The following is a 16,099-nucleotide window of genomic DNA, read 5'->3' as shown; positions in this document are numbered from 1 at the left end:
ATGTTTAAATTCAAGGTTTCATATGTTGCGCTGGCGGCAGCGCTAAGCTCATCCGTTGTTTATGCCGACCCGTCAAGCTATACGCATAGGTCAGGGGCAAATGTTATTGATATTGAAGCGCCTAATGCCGCAGGCGTCTCGCATAACTTATATCGCGAATTCAACGTCGGCCCTAACGGCACTATTTTAAACAACAGCGCCAGCGACGTGAACCACAGCACTCACGGTAGTATCGCTAAGAATAATAATCTGACCAACGGCAGCGCTTCGGTAATTTTGAATGAAGTCACCTCCAATAAAATGAGTAACCTGCAGGGCTTTATCGAAGTTAACGGGCAAAAAGCCGATGTCGTGATCGCCAACCCCAACGGCATCACCTGCTCCGGGTGCAGTTTTATCAACACCAACAACGCAATACTTACCACAGGCCAGGTCAACCTGAGCGATACCGGCGCAATTGAGAGCTATACGGTCACGCAAGGGAAAATCACCATCGGTGATAAAGGTATGAACGCATCCACTAACTATGCCGCCCTGCTTGCGGATGCCATTGCGATTAACGGTACCGTGACCGCCGCCAGTGCAGCCGTCGGCGCGGGCAATTTTACGTATAATAACCAGACCGGGGAAATGAACTCCCTGGGTAAAACAGCAACTGTTATGCAGATGATCTTTCCAGAATACAGCATTGATATCAGCAACCTGGGCGGTATCAAGGCCAATAGTATTAGCATGGTGGGTAATACCTTAGGTCTTGGCGTGCGTAATAAAGGCACTATTACCGCAAATGCCGCGCTCGCCATGACCAGCTATGGTTCTCTGGTTAATGAAGGTTCCATCAACACGAACGGCCTTATGGCTAAAATGGCATCTTTGGGCGATATGAAAAATACAGGTACAATTAATAGTACTGCTTACGTTACGCAGCTCAGTAGTGTGGGCACCCTGACCAATGAAGGCACAATTGCCAGTAGTAAACAGATTGCCATCAGCGCGACCGGCGATCTTGTTAACGCCGGCACGATGAAGGGAACGCAATTGTTATCCGTAGCCAGCGGGGGCAATCTCACCACCCGTAAGGGCTCAAATACCGTTTCCGATGGTCAGTTAGCGGTTTCCGCCAACAATATTGACAACGCGGGTTCAATGCGCGGCAATATAACCTACGTCGAATTCAGCGGCGATAAACTCAAAGTCACCGGTGAGCTCCGGGGTCATTCCACTCTGACCGTACAATCTAAAAAGGATGACAAAGTCAATACAGGAGAAATATATAATTCAGGAAGTATTGTCGGCAATAATGTTACACTTGTCACTGACGGAATTCTGAACCAGGAGGGAACTCTTATTGGGCAAAATTCGCTGACGCTCAATACTAAAGTCATAGATAACACTAATTATATCTACGGTAATTCACTGAATGTAGAGAGTGATTATGTTCGCAACAGAGCAACAATCGATGGCTATAATAACACTATTAGCGCGGCCAACGGCATTCTTAATGAAGGGCAAATCTCTGCGGGCGGAGATTTGACTCTGAAGACGCTAAATCACGCTAATATCACCAACTATAATACCATCAAAGCCAATGGTTCTCTTACCATGACCACAGGGACTGTTAAAAATGGCGGCTACCGCTGCGGCTTTTTAAATCTGGCAACCTGCGGTAAAGGCTCTATTTCCGCTAACAAGCTGGTCCTTAACTCTTATCATAACTATGCCTCTGAAATGGGCGGGCAACAGCAGTATAAATATGCTGAAATAAATACTATTCGTTAAAAAATAAGCGATGCGCTGGTAACGGCGCATCGCCAATAATTAACCACAACAGGCCACGCCTTGCATCAGGCAAAGCCCATCCACCTTTAGCACGCGATCGCCATCGTCACCTCGTGCATCGAGCATCTTATTGCAAACTAATTGGGTCAATAGAATATGCGGTGATACCTGCGATGGGCTGCACGATAATCCGTAGCTGAGTGAAAAAATGTGTAGCAAACCAGTTGAGATAAAAAAGATGAACGACGTATTCTTAAAACGGAAGCCAATATATAACTTATATTGGCTAAAAAATTTACAATTAATCATTTTTAATCGGGCCCGATGCAATAATTATGCACCAGACCCGAGCGATCAGGGCTCGAACGGGCGACGCTGGAACTGATCGTGCCCGCATTTTGGACAACGCGGCAGCACGTCCGGCGTATAAACCGGCAGATGATAATGACACTTCTCACAAACCAGATTGCCGAGTCCAACCACTTCGCCGCTGTGATAAACGCCGTGGTGGCTGAGATCCTGGAAGACTTCGCGCCACTCAAGCTGGGTTTTGTCAGTGATATCCGCCAGCTCCTGCCACAGACTCTCCTTAATCACGCGCATAAAGACGCTATCGGTGAGCTCCTCCTGGCTCTCTTCATAGCTGAGCGCAAACTCTTCCAGATCGCGTCTGACGGCGCGAATGACGTTGTCGATTTCACTCTGCGTTAACTCGCCGGACTGGCTAATTCTTACCCTGGCCTGCTCCACCAGCGCATCGATATCGCGTTCTCCATTGCGTAACCGCTCGCTGAGCGTCGACACCAGCTCTCGGTAAAACTGAGCTACCTTGTTCATCTTTTCGCCTCCGGTGTGGTTAACTTCTTCTAATGATAGACGTTATCTGCGCATAGCTCTGCCCGTCATGCCACAGAGTCGCGAAATATTCTCTGGCGCTTTCCTCGCGGTAAGTGTGTGAAAGGCTGTTTTGACGTTGGCGTTTGGGCTATGCTATGCCGATCTGAAATAACACATCCATTGGCTACATTTTGTAGCTGTATTGAAAACAGGACCACTGGCTGCCATGCAAGAGCAATACCGCCCGGAAGAGATAGAATCAAAAGTCCAGCAACACTGGGACGAGAAGCGTACCTTTGAAGTTACCGAAGACGAGAGTAAAGAGAAGTATTACTGCCTGTCGATGCTTCCCTATCCTTCTGGTCGACTACACATGGGCCACGTGCGCAACTACACCATTGGCGACGTGATTTCCCGTTACCAGCGCATGTTAGGCAAGAACGTACTGCAGCCTATCGGCTGGGATGCGTTTGGCCTGCCTGCGGAAGGCGCGGCGGTGAAAAACAACACAGCTCCGGCACCGTGGACCTACGACAATATCGCCTACATGAAGAATCAGCTGAAAAAGCTGGGCTTTGGCTATGACTGGAGCCGCGAAGTGGCGACCTGCACCCCGGAATACTACCGCTGGGAGCAGAAGTTCTTCACCGAGCTGTATAAAAAAGGCCTGGTCTACAAAAAAACCTCCGCGGTGAACTGGTGCCCGAACGACCAGACCGTTCTGGCGAACGAGCAGGTTATCGACGGCTGCTGCTGGCGCTGCGATACCAAAGTTGAGCGTAAAGAGATCCCGCAGTGGTTTATTAAAATCACCGCCTACGCTGACGAGCTGCTGAACGATCTGGATAACCTGGATCACTGGCCGGATACCGTGAAGACCATGCAGCGTAACTGGATTGGCCGCTCCGAAGGCGTCGAAATCTCCTTTGATGTTAACGACTACGCCGACAAGCTGACCGTCTACACCACCCGCCCGGACACCTTTATGGGCTGTACCTATCTGGCCGTGGCGGCGGGTCACCCGCTGGCGCAGCAGGCAGCAGCCAATAACCCCGCGCTGGCGACGTTTATCGACGAATGCCGCAATACCAAAGTTGCCGAAGCCGAAATGGCAACTATGGAGAAAAAAGGCGTCGATACCGGTTATAAAGCGATTCATCCACTGACCGGTGAAGCGATCCCGGTCTGGGCGGCAAACTTTGTCCTGATGGAGTACGGCACCGGCGCGGTAATGGCCGTTCCGGGTCACGATCAGCGCGACTACGAGTTTGCCAGTAAATACGGTCTGAAGATCAAGCCGGTCATTCTGGCCGCCGACGGTTCCGAACCGGATCTCTCCGAACAGGCGCTGACCGAAAAAGGCGTGCTGTTCAACTCTGGCGAATTCGATGGTCTGGATCACGAAGCTGGCTTTAACGCCATCGCCGATAAGCTGGCTTCACTTGGCGTCGGCGAACGTAAAGTGAACTACCGCCTGCGCGACTGGGGCGTTTCCCGTCAGCGCTACTGGGGCGCGCCGATTCCAATGGTGACGCTGGAAGACGGTACCGTAATGCCGACTCCGGAAGATCAGCTGCCGGTAATTCTGCCGGAAGATGTGGTCATGGACGGCATCACCAGCCCCATTAAAGCCGATCCTGAGTGGGCGAAAACCACCGTAAACGGCCAGCCGGCGCTGCGTGAAACCGATACCTTTGATACCTTCATGGAATCCTCCTGGTACTACGCGCGCTATACCTGCCCGCAGTACGACCAGGGCATGCTGGACCCGGAAGCGGCGAACTACTGGCTGCCGGTGGATATTTATATCGGCGGTATCGAACACGCCATCATGCACCTGCTGTACTTCCGCTTCTTCCACAAGCTGATGCGCGACGCGGGCATGGTTAACTCTGACGAACCGGCAAAACAGCTGCTTTGCCAGGGCATGGTGCTGGCGGATGCCTTCTACTACGTTGGCGCGAACGGCGAGCGTAACTGGGTCTCTCCGGTTGATGCGATCGTTGAGCGCGATGAGAAAGGCCGCATTGCGAAGGCGAGAGATGCTGAAGGCCATGAGCTGGTCTATACCGGCATGAGCAAGATGTCCAAGTCGAAAAACAACGGCATCGACCCGCAGGTCATGGTTCAACGTTACGGCGCCGACACCGTGCGTCTGTTTATGATGTTCGCCTCGCCGGCTGACATGACGCTGGAGTGGCAGGAGTCCGGCGTGGAAGGGGCCAACCGCTTCCTGAAACGCGTCTGGAAACTGGTTTACGAGCATACCATGCAGGGTGAAGTTGCCGCGCTGGACGTTGCCAGCCTCAGCGAAGATCAAAAAGCGCTGCGCCGCGACGTACACAAAACGATCGCTAAAGTGACCGATGATATCGGCCGCCGTCAGACCTTCAATACCGCGATCGCGGCGATTATGGAGCTGATGAACAAGCTGGCGAAAGCGCCGCAGGAAAGCGAACAGGATCGCGCGCTGATGCGTGAGGCTCTGCTGGCGGTCGTTCGCATGCTCAACCCGTTCACCCCGCACGCGAGCTTTACCCTGTGGCAGGAGCTGGGCGGCGAAGGCGATATTGACAACACGCCGTGGCCGGTTGCGGACGAAAGCGCTATGGTTGAAGACACCACGCTGGTTGTCGTCCAGGTAAATGGTAAAGTTCGTGGTAAAATTACCGTTGCGGTAGATGCAACCGAAGAGCAGGTGCGCGAGCGTGCGGCTCAGGAGCATCTGGTCGCGAAATATCTCGACGGTGTGACCGTGCGTAAAGTGATCTACGTTCCGGGTAAACTGCTCAATCTGGTCGTTGGCTAAGCGCGGGAGGAAGCGTGCGATATCTGGCAACATTGTTGTTAACTCTGGCGGTGTTAATCACCGCCGGTTGTGGCTGGCACCTGCGTAGTACTACGCAGGTTCCGACCGCAATGAAAACCATGATCTTCCAGTCGGGCGATCCAAATGGTCCATTAAGTCGCGCTGTCCGTAATCAGCTGCGCCTGAACGGCGTCGAGCTGGTTGATGCCAGTACGCTGCGCAAGGATATCCCTTCCCTGCGTCTGGAGTCATCGTCCATTCAGAAAGACACGGCATCTATTTTCCAGGATGGCCGTACTGCTGAATATCAGATGGTGATGACGGTGAATGCCAGCGTCCTGATCCCTGGTCATGATATCTATCCCATCACGACCAAAGTCTACCGTTCGTTCTTCGATAACCCGCAGGCGGCGTTAGCGAAAGATGCCGAGCAGGACATGATCATTCAGGAAATGTACGACAAAGCAGCCGAACAGCTGATCCGTAAGCTGCCGAGCGTACACGTTGCGGATGTCGAAGCCACCAAAGAGGATGAGAAGCCGGTGAACGCCGCTTCCACCTCCGGCAATCGCGTCTCCACCACGCTGGGTAACTGATGATTCGGTTGTACCCGGAACAGCTCCGCGCGCAGCTCACTGAAGGGCTGCGCGCGGCCTATCTGCTGCTTGGCAACGACCCGCTGCTGTTGCAGGAAAGCCAGGACGCCATCCGCGAAGCCGCTGCCGCCCAGGGCTCTATCGAACACCATACCGCCAGCATTGATGCCAGCACCGACTGGTCTGCCCTTTTCTCCCTCAGTCAGGCGATGAGCCTGTTTGCCAGCCGCCAGACGCTGCTGCTGATCCTGCCGGAGAACGGCCCCAATGCGGCAATCAACGAACAGCTCGCCACGCTTGTCAGCATGCTGCATGACGATCTTCTGCTGATCGTGCGCGGCAATAAGCTGACGAAAGCCCAGGAGAACGCCGCGTGGATCGCCGCTCTTGCCAGCCGTGCCGTTCAGGTTAGCTGTCAGACGCCGGAATATGCCCAGCTGCCGCGCTGGCTTGCCGCGCGCGCAAAGCAGCATCATCTGCAGCTTGATGACGCAGCCAGCCAGCTACTGTGCTACTGCTATGAAGGCAATCTGCTGGCGCTGGCGCAGGCTCTGGAGCGCCTGTCGCTACTATGGCCGGACGGTAAACTGACCCTGCCGCGCGTTGAGCAGGCTGTCAACGACGCCGCGCATTTCACGCCTTATCATTGGGTTGATGCGCTGCTGGCGGGTAAAAGCAAACGCGTCCTGCACGTTTTGCAACAGCTGCGGCTGGAAGGCAGTGAACCGGCTATCCTGCTGCGCACCCTACAGCGTGAACTGCTGCTGCTGGTCAACCTGAAGCGGCAATCAGCCCATACGCCGCTGCGTACCCTGTTTGACAAGCATCGGGTGTGGCAAAACCGACGCCAGCTGGTCAGCGACGCGCTGGCCCGCCTGAGCGCCGACCAGCTGCGCCAGGCCGTCACGTTGTTGACCCGCGCCGAGCTCACCTTTAAGCAGGATTACGGGCACTCCGTCTGGCCCGAGCTGGAAAGTCTCTCTTTGTTGCTCTGCCATAAAGCGCTGGCAGACGTTTTTATTGATGGTTGATATGACTCAGTTACAGGCGATGTACGGCGGCACCTTCGATCCGGTGCATTACGGTCACCTCAAACCGGTGGAAATTCTGGCCAACCAAATCGGCCTCAATCGCGTTACCATTGTGCCTAACAACGTGCCGCCGCATCGCCCGCAGCCCGAAGCGACCAGCGACCAGCGACGGCATATGCTGGAACTGGCTATCGCCGATAAGCCGCTGTTTATCCTCGACGATCGTGAACTTAGGCGCGACACGCCGTCCTATTCTGCGCAGACCCTGCGCGAGTGGCGCCAGGAGCAGGGTCCGGGACGGCCGCTGGCGTTTATCATAGGCCAGGATTCGCTGCTGACTTTTACCTCCTGGCACGACTATGCCAGCATCCTTGATAACGTTCATTTGATCGTCTGCCGACGCCCCGGCTACCCGCTGACGATGGCGTGCGAGCAGGATCAGCAGTGGCTGGACAAGTATCTCACCCATGACGTCGAGCGGCTGCATAGCGCCCCGGCAGGCGTTATCTACCTGGCCGAAACGCCGTGGTTTGATATCTCAGCAACCCTTATTCGCCAGCGTCTGGAAGCAGGCGAGTCCTGCGCGGACATGATGCCGGAAAGCGTGCTTGAGTATATCCACCAGCAAAAGCTTTACTGCTAGCCTGGCAGCCAGGACGGTCTCAGAGACGCCTTTCGAGAGGGTCATCATGAAATTATGGTTAGTTCGGCATGGTGAAACCGAGGCCAACGTCGCAGGCCTCTACAGCGGGCATGCCCCCACTGCGTTAACGAAACGTGGAATCAGACAGGCCCAAACGCTCGGACAGCGTCTGCATGCCGTTCCGTTTGAGCGCGTGTTTTGTAGTGAGCTTGAGCGCACCCAGCGCACGGCCAGCCTGCTGCTGGGGGAACGGAGCATCCCCCGTCATACCTTCGCTGAGCTCAATGAAATGTTCTTCGGCGACTGGGAAATGCGCCACCATCGCGATTTGCAGCAGGAAGATGCTGAAAACTACGCCGCCTGGTGCGCCGACTGGCAGCATGCGGCGCCTACCAACGGAGAGGGCTTTCAGGCCTTTTCCGAGCGCGTTTGCCGCTTTACTGCCACCCTCTCTCAGTGTCAGGAACTTAATCATCTGCTGATCGTCGGTCACCAGGGGGTTCTGAGCCTGTTAATCGCTCATCTTCTGCACATGCCGGCTTCGGCGATGTGGCACTTTCCCATCGAGCATGGTGCGTGGAGCCTGATCGATCTCCAGCCTGAATTCACCACTCTGCGGGTGCTAAATAGCCGGGCCGTTTGGCTGGCGGAAGAAGAATTGCGCGCAGACCATTGACAGTGCAAAGCAGGCTGCTATTCTCCGCAGCCAGGCTGTATCCGCCATTTGAACTTTGCAGAAATTGTTTTACAAAAATGGCGATGCAATCATCGGCGATGGATGGGATGATAGCCGCCTTCACCGCCCGTTTATCGACATTTATCCCGACTTTGCCAACAGTTCGGGTATACTGTCAGGCTGTTTATTGTTTTTCACTCTTCACACACCCAGGGGGAACTCTTGCAGGGTAAAGCACTCCAGGATTTTGTTATCGACAAAATTGATGACCTGAAAGGTCAGGACATCGTTGCCATTGACGTTCATGGCAAATCCAGCATTACAGATTGCATGGTCATCTGCACAGGTACTTCCACGCGCCATGTTATGTCCATCGCTGACCACGTCGTGCAGGAGTCTCGCGCCGCCGGGATGCTGCCGCTGGGCGTTGAAGGCGAAGCCGCCGCGGACTGGATCGTGGTCGATCTCGGCGACGTTATGGTTCACGTCATGCAGGAAGAGAGCCGTCGTCTGTACGAGCTGGAAAAACTCTGGAGTTAACGCGTGAAGCTGCACCTGGTAGCCGTTGGCACCAAAATGCCGGACTGGGTTCAGACCGGCTTTAGTGAATATCTGCGCCGTTTTCCAAAGGATATGCCGTTCGAACTGGTGGAAATCCCCGCCGGTAAACGCGGCAAAAACGCCGACATCAAACGCATTCTTGAAAAAGAGGGCGAAATGATGCTGGCGGCAGCAGGCAAAAACCGCATAGTCACCCTGGATATTCCGGGGAAACCGTGGGATACGCCGCAGCTGGCGCGCGAACTGGAACGCTGGAAACAGGATGGCCGCGACGTCAGCCTGCTTATCGGCGGCCCGGAAGGCCTTTCACCCGCCTGCAAAGCGGCGGCGGAACAAAGTTGGTCGCTCTCAACGCTCACCCTACCTCACCCGCTGGTTCGCGTACTGGTGGCCGAGAGTCTGTATCGGGCGTGGAGCATTACCACCAACCACCCTTACCACCGTGAGTAATGATGACCAGGGTAGACTAAGCAGCGAATGAAATTACAGAATTCTTTCCGCGACTATTCGGCTGAATCCTCGCTGTTCGTGCGCCGGGCGCTGGTCGCTTTTTTGGGGATTTTGCTGCTTACCGGCGTACTGATCGCCAACCTTTATAACGTGCAGATTGTGCGTTATACCGACTATCAAACGCGTTCAAACGAAAACCGCATTAAACTGGTCCCGATTCCGCCGAGCCGCGGCATTATCTACGATCGCAACGGCACGCCGCTGGCGCTTAACCGCACGATTTACCAGCTGGAGATGATGCCGGAGAAGGTCGACAACGTTCAGCAAACGCTGGATGCGCTGCGCGACGTTATCGATCTCACCGATGACGATGTGGCGAACTTTAAAAAAGAGCGCGCCCGCTCGCATCGTTTTACCTCCATTCCGGTCAAAGTTAACCTCAGCGAAGTGCAGGTTGCCCGTTTCGCGGTCAACCAGTACCGCTTTCCCGGGGTGGAAGTTAAGGGCTACAAGCGCCGCTACTATCCCTATAACTCCGCCCTGACCCACGTTATCGGCTATGTCTCTAAAATTAACGATAAAGACGTCGATCGCCTGGATAAAGAGGGCAAGCTGGCTAATTACGCCTCCACGCACGATATCGGCAAGCTGGGGATCGAACGCTACTACGAAGATGTCCTGCACGGGCAAACCGGCTATGAAGAGGTTGAAGTGAACAACCGCGGCCGCGTGATTCGTCAGCTCAAAGAGGTGCCCCCGCAGGCCGGGCGCGATATCTATTTAACGCTCGACCTTAAGCTCCAGCAGTATATTGAAACCCTGCTCGCCGGCAGCCGCGCGGCGGTCGTCGTCACGGACCCGCGAACCGGCGCTATCCTCGCGCTGGTTTCGACGCCAAGCTACGACCCTAATCTGTTCGTTGACGGTATTTCCAGCAAGGATTACTCCGGACTCCTCAACGATCCTAATACGCCGCTGGTCAACCGCGCGACCCAGGGCGTTTACCCGCCGGCTTCGACGGTTAAGCCATACGTTGCGGTCTCAGCGCTCAGCGCCGGGGTCATAACCCGCAACACCAGCCTGTTTGACCCCGGCTGGTGGCAGCTTCCCGGCTCGGAAAAACGCTACCGTGACTGGAAAAAGTGGGGCCACGGCCATCTGAATGTCACCAAAGCGCTGGAAGAGTCCGCCGATACCTACTTCTATCAGGTTGCCTATGATATGGGCATCGACCGCCTGTCTGAGTGGATGGGTAAATTTGGCTACGGCCACTATACCGGCGTTGACCTGGCGGAAGAGCGCTCCGGTAATATGCCGACTCGCGAATGGAAGCTCAAGCGCTTCAAGAAACCGTGGTACCAGGGCGATACCATTCCAGTCGGGATCGGTCAGGGCTACTGGACCGCAACGCCTATTCAGATGAACAAGGCGCTGATGATCCTGATTAACGACGGAGTAGTTAAAGTACCGCATCTGCTGCAAAGCACGGTGGAAGACGGTAAACCGGTTCCCTGGGTTCAGCCGCATGAACCGCCGGTCGGAGACATTCACTCTGGTTTTTGGGAAATCGCTAAAGACGGGATGTATGGCGTAGCCAACCGAGGCAACGGTACCGCGCATAAATACTTTGCCAGCGCACCGTATAAAATCGCGGCCAAGTCGGGTACCGCCCAGGTCTTTGGCCTGAAAGCCAATGAGACCTATAACGCACACAGAATCGCCGAACGCCTGCGTGACCATAAACTGATGACGGCGTTTGCCCCTTACAACAACCCCCAGGTTGCCGTAGCCATTATTCTTGAGAACGGCGGCGCAGGTCCGGCAGTCGGTACCATTATGCGTCAGATTCTCGATCATATAATGCTGGGCGATAACAACACCAATCTGCCGACTGAAAATCCGGCGGTAACGGCTGGGGAGGATCAATAATGACTGATAATCCGAACAAAAAATCGCTATGGGATAAAATCCACCTCGATCCCACCATGCTGCTTATCCTGCTGGCGCTGCTGACCTACAGCGCGCTGGTTATCTGGAGCGCCAGCGGTCAGGATATGGGCATGATGGAGCGTAAAATCGGCCAGATCGCTATGGGGATTGTTATTATGATCGTCATGGCGCAAATCCCGCCGCGGGTCTATGAAGGCTGGGCGCCCTATCTCTATATTTTCTGTATTATTCTGCTGGTGGCGGTTGATGCCTTCGGCGCCATTTCCAAAGGGGCGCAGCGCTGGCTGGATCTCGGCATCGTTCGCTTCCAGCCGTCGGAAATCGCTAAAATAGCCGTACCGCTGATGGTGGCGCGCTTTATCAACCGCGACGTGTGTCCGCCATCGCTGAAAAATACCGCCATTGCGCTGGTGCTGATTTTCCTGCCCACGCTGCTGGTCGCCGCGCAGCCTGACCTCGGAACCTCGATTCTGGTCGCCCTGTCCGGTCTGTTTGTCCTGTTTCTCTCTGGCCTGAGCTGGCGTCTGATTGGTATTGCGGTGGTGCTGGTCGCCGCCTTTATTCCAATCCTCTGGTTCTTCCTGATGCATGACTATCAGCGCCAGCGCGTAATGATGCTGCTCGACCCGGAAACCGATCCGCTCGGCGCGGGTTACCACATTATTCAGTCAAAGATCGCTATCGGTTCCGGCGGGTTGCGCGGTAAAGGCTGGCTGCACGGTACCCAGTCGCAGCTGGAGTTTCTGCCAGAACGCCATACCGACTTTATCTTTGCGGTACTGGCGGAAGAACTGGGGCTGATTGGCGTACTGATCCTGCTGGCGCTGTATATACTGCTTATCATGCGCGGACTCTGGATCGCCGCCCAGGCGCAAACCACCTTTGGCCGAGTGATGGCCGGTGGTTTAATGTTGATTTTATTCGTTTATGTCTTCGTAAATATTGGTATGGTAAGTGGTATTTTACCGGTGGTGGGGGTACCTTTGCCGCTGGTCAGCTACGGGGGCTCTGCCCTAATCGTATTGATGGCCGGGTTTGGTATCGTCATGTCGATCCATACTCACAGAAAAATGTTGTCGAAAAGCGTGTAAGGGGTTCGCGATGCGTAAGCAATGGCTGGGGATCTGCATAGCAGCAGGGCTGCTGGCGGCATGTTCGGGTGAAGACGTTCAACAGAAAACGGTCAGCACTCCACAGCCGGCCGTTTGCAATGGCCCAACGGTGGAGATTAGCGGCGCCGATCCGCAGTACGAAACGCCTAACGCCACGGCGAATCAGGATTATGAACGCGACGGCAAAAGCTACAAAATCGTTCAGGATCCGTCCAACTTTACCCAGGCCGGTTTCGCCGCTATCTATGACGCCGAGCCCAACAGCAATCTGACCGCATCGGGAGAAGCGTTCGATCCTACGCAGCTCACCGCAGCCCATCCTACGCTGCCGATCCCAAGCTACGCGCGGATCACCAACCTGGCGAACGGCCGCATGATCGTCGTCCGCATCAACGATCGCGGGCCTTACGGTAACGATCGCGTGATCTCACTGTCGCGCGCCTCAGCCGATCGTCTGAATACATCAAATAATACCAAAGTACGTATCGACCCTATCATCGTCGCACCGGACGGCTCGCTTTCCGGGCCGGGCATGGCATGTACGACGGTGGCCAAACAGACCTACGCCCTGCCGGCGCGCCCGAATCTTGACGGCGACGGCAGCGCGGCGATGGGGCAACCCGCGCCAACTGACGTGCACGCCATCAGCAACGCAACGCTGAAGCCGGAGGATAGCACCGGCGCACCGGTCAACAGCGGCGGTTTTCTCGGCGCGCCGACGCCGCTGAATAACGGTGTGCTGGAAGGCAGCGAGCCCGTGGTGCAAACCGCGCCGGTTACCGCGCCGGGTTCTGTTCAGGGAAGCGTAGCGCCCGCCGCCGTCGCGACCGCAGCAGTGACGCCAGCCGCAGCGGCAAGCGCCAACGGCGATTTCGTCGTACAGGTCGGCGCCGTCAGCGACCAGTCCCGTGCGCAACAGTACCAGCAGCGTCTGAGTCAGCAATTTTCCGTTCCGGGCCGCGTCATGCAAAACGGCGCGGTATGGCGTATTCAGCTTGGCCCATTCAGCAGCAAAGCGGAGGCCAGCACGATCCAACAGCGCCTGCAAAGCGAAGCTCAGCTGCAATCATTTATAACTCGCGCCAACTAAAGGCATTGGTCCAGCCGCCCGGTTCATTGCGTATGACAAAGTCATTAACAAAGTCGTATGCAATGTCGGATGCTGGTTCGTAGTGCATTTGTTATAGTAAGGCACTTTTTTTAACTCCATCACGGATGCCGTTGTTCAGACCATGAAGACCTCTTTTACCGCTCGTTTACTCGTTACGGCGCTCTCCGTGGCAGCGCTGTCCTCCGCTGCCCGCGCCGATGACCTGAATATCAAAACTATGATCCCAGGCGCCCCGCAGATTGACGCCGAATCCTGGATTCTTATCGATTACAACTCAGGCAAAGTGCTGGCGGAAAACAACGCTGACTCCCGTCGCGACCCGGCAAGCCTGACTAAAATGATGACCAGCTATGTCATTGGTCAGGCCATGAAAGCGGGCAAATTTAAAGAGTCCGACCTGGTCACCGTAGGCAACGACGCGTGGGCAACCGGTAATCCGGTGTTCAAAGGTTCTTCGCTGATGTTCCTCAAACCGGGTATGCAGGTGCCGGTATCCCAGCTGATCCGCGGTATCAACCTGCAGTCGGGCAACGATGCCTGCGTGGCGATGGCCGACTACGTCGCCGGTAGCCAGGACGCCTTCGTCAGCCTGATGAACAACTACGTTAACGCGCTGGGCCTGAAGAACACCCATTTCCAGACCGTTCACGGCCTGGATGCCGATGGTCAGTTCAGCTCAGCGCGCGACATGGCGCTGATTGGCCAGGCGCTGATTCGCGATGTTCCAAACGAATACACCATCTACAAAGAGAAAGAGTTTACCTTCAACGGTATTCGTCAGCTCAACCGCAACGGCCTGCTGTGGGATAACAGCCTCAACGTCGACGGCATTAAAACCGGCCACACGGATAAAGCGGGCTACAACCTCGTGGCATCGGCAACTGAAGGCCAGATGCGCCTCATCTCCGCCGTGATGGGCGGTCGTACCTATAAAGGACGCGAGTCCGAAAGCAAAAAGCTGCTGACCTGGGGCTTTCGCTTCTTTGAAACCGTTAACCCGATTAAAGCCGGTAAAGAATTCGCCTCTGAACCTGCCTGGTTCGGCGATAGCGATCGCGCCTCTCTCGGCGTGGATAAAGACGTTTATCTGACGATTCCTCGCGGTCGGATGAAAGATCTGAAAGCCAGCTACGTGCTGAATAATGCCGAGCTGCACGCGCCGCTGCAGAAAAACCAGGTTGTGGGCACCATTAACTTCCAGCTTGATGGCAAAACCATCGATCAGCGTCCGCTGGTGGTCCTGCAGGAAATCCCGGAAGGCAATTTCTTCGGTAAAATCATTGATTACATTAAATTAATGTTCCATCACTGGTTTGGTTAAAAACCGAACGCTTGAAAGTGTGATTTACATCCCCATATACTAGATATCCTGATAACTCCCACACGTCGTGGGAGTTATTATTTTTTGTTGTAACACCGGAGCTGACATGAAAACCAAACTTAACGAACTGCTTGAATTCCCTACCCCATTTACTTACAAAGTAATGGGACAGGCGTTGCCGGAGCTGGTTGACCAGGTGGTTGAAGTGGTACAGCGCCATGCACCAGGTGATTACTCTCCGACGGTAAAACCCAGCAGCAAAGGCAACTACCACTCTGTCTCTATTACCATCAATGCAACCCATATTGAGCAGGTAGAAACCCTCTACGAAGAGCTGGGCAATATTGAAATCGTTCGGATGGTGCTGTAAATCTCTTCCCCTGACCCGGCGTCCACGCCGGGTCATTCTCGCTTTCTCGCTGTGATATACTTCCCCACTCAAATCATTCTCTCTCTGCGGAGACGTTGTTTTGCAGCACAATAAAATTCTCATCCGCCAGCTCGGCCTGCAACCTTACGAACCTGTCTCGCAGGCAATGCACGAGTTTACCGACACCCGCGACGAGACTACGCTGGATGAAATCTGGCTGGTAGAGCACCATCCCGTATTCACTCAGGGGCAGGCAGGCAAAGCCGAACATGTTCTCGTTCCCGGCGAAATCCCGGTGATTCAGAGCGATCGCGGGGGGCAGGTCACCTATCACGGTCCCGGCCAGCAGGTGATGTACGTTCTGCTGAACCTGAAACGCCGTAAGCTGGGGGTGCGCGAGCTGGTCACGCTTCTGGAGCAAACCGTCGTGAACACCCTGGCGGAATATGACATCGAATCACACCCGCGCGCCGATGCTCCCGGCGTCTACGTGGGCGATCGGAAAATCTGCTCTCTGGGTCTGCGCATTCGTAGAGGTTGCTCATTCCACGGCCTGGCGCTAAATATCAACATGGATCTGTCGCCGTTCCTGAGAATTAACCCCTGCGGCTATGCCGGAATGGAGATGACGCAGATGCGTCAGTGGCAGCCAGATGCCCAGCCGGAAAACGTATCGCCACGTCTGGTCGCTCATCTGCTGGCGCTCCTGAACGATCCGCCCTCGGAATACATTTTATCCCGTTAGCCATCACGTCCCGTTGCCGCGGGACGTCTCGTTTTTCCTCGGGCCGGATTAAGCCTTTTATTTGCAATCTATCATCACTAATAAAATAAATGTGACCGCTATAATGGT

The 16,099-nt window shown here is 54.9% G+C and carries 15 protein-coding genes; 14 read left to right on the top strand and 1 reads right to left on the bottom strand.

Annotation, left to right across the window (positions count from 1 at the left end; translation table 11 throughout):
• Positions 1–1,779, top strand: coding sequence for a filamentous hemagglutinin N-terminal domain-containing protein (locus ABLV75_RS00925; protein WP_004100182.1), 1,779 nt, complete (start codon positions 1–3; stop codon positions 1,777–1,779).
• Positions 1,780–2,133: 354 nt separating this feature from the next.
• On the opposite strand, the gene ABLV75_RS00920 is transcribed toward ABLV75_RS00925, so the two are convergent.
• Positions 2,134–2,616, bottom strand: coding sequence for a zinc ribbon-containing protein (locus ABLV75_RS00920; protein ID WP_004100180.1), 483 nt, complete (start codon positions 2,614–2,616; stop codon positions 2,134–2,136).
• Positions 2,617–2,842: 226 nt separating this feature from the next.
• Between ABLV75_RS00920 and leuS the strand changes: the two genes are divergently transcribed.
• From leuS to lipB, 13 genes are all read left to right on the top strand, one after another.
• On the top strand, positions 2,843–5,425 hold the full coding sequence (gene leuS / locus ABLV75_RS00915) for a leucine--tRNA ligase (protein WP_004100172.1): 2,583 nt from the start codon (positions 2,843–2,845) through the stop codon (positions 5,423–5,425).
• Positions 5,426–5,439: 14 nt separating this feature from the next.
• Positions 5,440–6,021 carry an LPS assembly lipoprotein LptE gene (lptE, locus tag ABLV75_RS00910; RefSeq protein ID WP_004100169.1) on the top strand — a complete coding sequence of 194 codons (582 nt, stop codon included), beginning with the start codon at positions 5,440–5,442 and terminating at the stop codon, positions 6,019–6,021.
• Positions 6,021–7,052 carry a DNA polymerase III subunit delta gene (gene holA, locus ABLV75_RS00905; protein ID WP_004100167.1) on the top strand — a complete coding sequence of 344 codons (1,032 nt, stop codon included), beginning with the start codon at positions 6,021–6,023 and terminating at the stop codon, positions 7,050–7,052. Before lptE ends, holA begins: the two co-directional genes overlap by 1 nt.
• Positions 7,045–7,695, top strand: coding sequence for a nicotinate-nucleotide adenylyltransferase (gene nadD, locus ABLV75_RS00900; protein WP_004100166.1), 651 nt, complete (start codon positions 7,045–7,047; stop codon positions 7,693–7,695). Before holA ends, nadD begins: the two co-directional genes overlap by 8 nt.
• Positions 7,696–7,741: 46 nt before the next feature.
• Positions 7,742–8,371, top strand: coding sequence for an adenosylcobalamin/alpha-ribazole phosphatase (locus ABLV75_RS00895; RefSeq protein WP_004100164.1), 630 nt, complete (start codon positions 7,742–7,744; stop codon positions 8,369–8,371).
• 222 nt (positions 8,372–8,593) lie between these two features.
• Positions 8,594–8,911 (top strand): ribosome silencing factor, encoded by a 318-nt coding sequence (gene rsfS, locus ABLV75_RS00890; RefSeq protein WP_004100162.1) that lies wholly within the window; start codon positions 8,594–8,596, stop codon positions 8,909–8,911.
• Between the two features lie 3 nt (positions 8,912–8,914).
• Positions 8,915–9,382, top strand: a complete 468-nt coding sequence (gene rlmH, locus ABLV75_RS00885; RefSeq protein ID WP_004100160.1) for a 23S rRNA (pseudouridine(1915)-N(3))-methyltransferase RlmH — start codon at positions 8,915–8,917, stop codon at positions 9,380–9,382.
• Between the two features lie 27 nt (positions 9,383–9,409).
• Entirely contained in the window at positions 9,410–11,311 is a 1,902-nt protein-coding gene (gene mrdA / locus ABLV75_RS00880; protein ID WP_004100158.1) for a peptidoglycan DD-transpeptidase MrdA, read from the top strand.
• Positions 11,311–12,423 carry a peptidoglycan glycosyltransferase MrdB gene (gene mrdB / locus ABLV75_RS00875; RefSeq protein ID WP_004100156.1) on the top strand — a complete coding sequence of 371 codons (1,113 nt, stop codon included), beginning with the start codon at positions 11,311–11,313 and terminating at the stop codon, positions 12,421–12,423. The genes mrdA and mrdB overlap by 1 nt, the downstream gene beginning before the upstream one ends.
• Before the next feature lie 10 nt (positions 12,424–12,433).
• Positions 12,434–13,534, top strand: coding sequence for an endolytic peptidoglycan transglycosylase RlpA (rlpA, locus tag ABLV75_RS00870; RefSeq protein WP_004100155.1), 1,101 nt, complete (start codon positions 12,434–12,436; stop codon positions 13,532–13,534).
• A gap of 142 nt (positions 13,535–13,676) precedes the next feature.
• Complete coding sequence (gene dacA / locus ABLV75_RS00865; RefSeq protein WP_004100154.1) at positions 13,677–14,876, top strand: D-alanyl-D-alanine carboxypeptidase DacA; 1,200 nt, start codon at positions 13,677–13,679, stop codon at positions 14,874–14,876.
• Between the two features lie 106 nt (positions 14,877–14,982).
• A complete protein-coding gene (ybeD, locus tag ABLV75_RS00860) occupies positions 14,983–15,246 on the top strand; it encodes a DUF493 family protein YbeD (protein WP_004100153.1) in 264 nt (87 codons plus the stop codon).
• A gap of 100 nt (positions 15,247–15,346) precedes the next feature.
• Positions 15,347–15,991 (top strand): lipoyl(octanoyl) transferase LipB, encoded by a 645-nt coding sequence (lipB, locus tag ABLV75_RS00855; RefSeq protein ID WP_004100152.1) that lies wholly within the window; start codon positions 15,347–15,349, stop codon positions 15,989–15,991.
• The last annotated feature ends 108 nt before the right edge of the window (positions 15,992–16,099 follow it).

Origin of the sequence: Klebsiella sp. CN_Kp066 (assembly GCF_040065135.1) — a bacterium.
Taxonomy (GTDB): Bacteria; Pseudomonadota; Gammaproteobacteria; order Enterobacterales; family Enterobacteriaceae; genus Klebsiella; species Klebsiella oxytoca.
Note: the sequence above shows the minus strand (reverse complement) of the source record. Positions and strands in the feature narration are given on the sequence as shown.

Excerpts from the sequence above, each read along its gene's own strand:
- nadD (WP_004100166.1), top strand. The coding sequence starts at position 7,045 with ATGGTTGATATGACTCAGTTACAGGCGATGTACGGCGGCACCTTCGAT.
- mrdB (WP_004100156.1), top strand. The coding sequence starts at position 11,311 with ATGACTGATAATCCGAACAAAAAATCGCTATGGGATAAAATCCACCTC.
- dacA (WP_004100154.1), top strand. The coding sequence starts at position 13,677 with ATGAAGACCTCTTTTACCGCTCGTTTACTCGTTACGGCGCTCTCCGTG.
- mrdA (WP_004100158.1), top strand. The coding sequence starts at position 9,410 with ATGAAATTACAGAATTCTTTCCGCGACTATTCGGCTGAATCCTCGCTG.
- ABLV75_RS00925 (WP_004100182.1), top strand. The coding sequence starts at position 1 with ATGTTTAAATTCAAGGTTTCATATGTTGCGCTGGCGGCAGCGCTAAGC.
- leuS (WP_004100172.1), top strand. The coding sequence starts at position 2,843 with ATGCAAGAGCAATACCGCCCGGAAGAGATAGAATCAAAAGTCCAGCAA.
- rlpA (WP_004100155.1), top strand. The coding sequence starts at position 12,434 with ATGCGTAAGCAATGGCTGGGGATCTGCATAGCAGCAGGGCTGCTGGCG.
- holA (WP_004100167.1), top strand. The coding sequence starts at position 6,021 with ATGATTCGGTTGTACCCGGAACAGCTCCGCGCGCAGCTCACTGAAGGG.
- ABLV75_RS00895 (WP_004100164.1), top strand. The coding sequence starts at position 7,742 with ATGAAATTATGGTTAGTTCGGCATGGTGAAACCGAGGCCAACGTCGCA.
- ABLV75_RS00920 (WP_004100180.1), bottom strand. The coding sequence starts at position 2,616 with ATGAACAAGGTAGCTCAGTTTTACCGAGAGCTGGTGTCGACGCTCAGC.
- ybeD (WP_004100153.1), top strand. The coding sequence starts at position 14,983 with ATGAAAACCAAACTTAACGAACTGCTTGAATTCCCTACCCCATTTACT.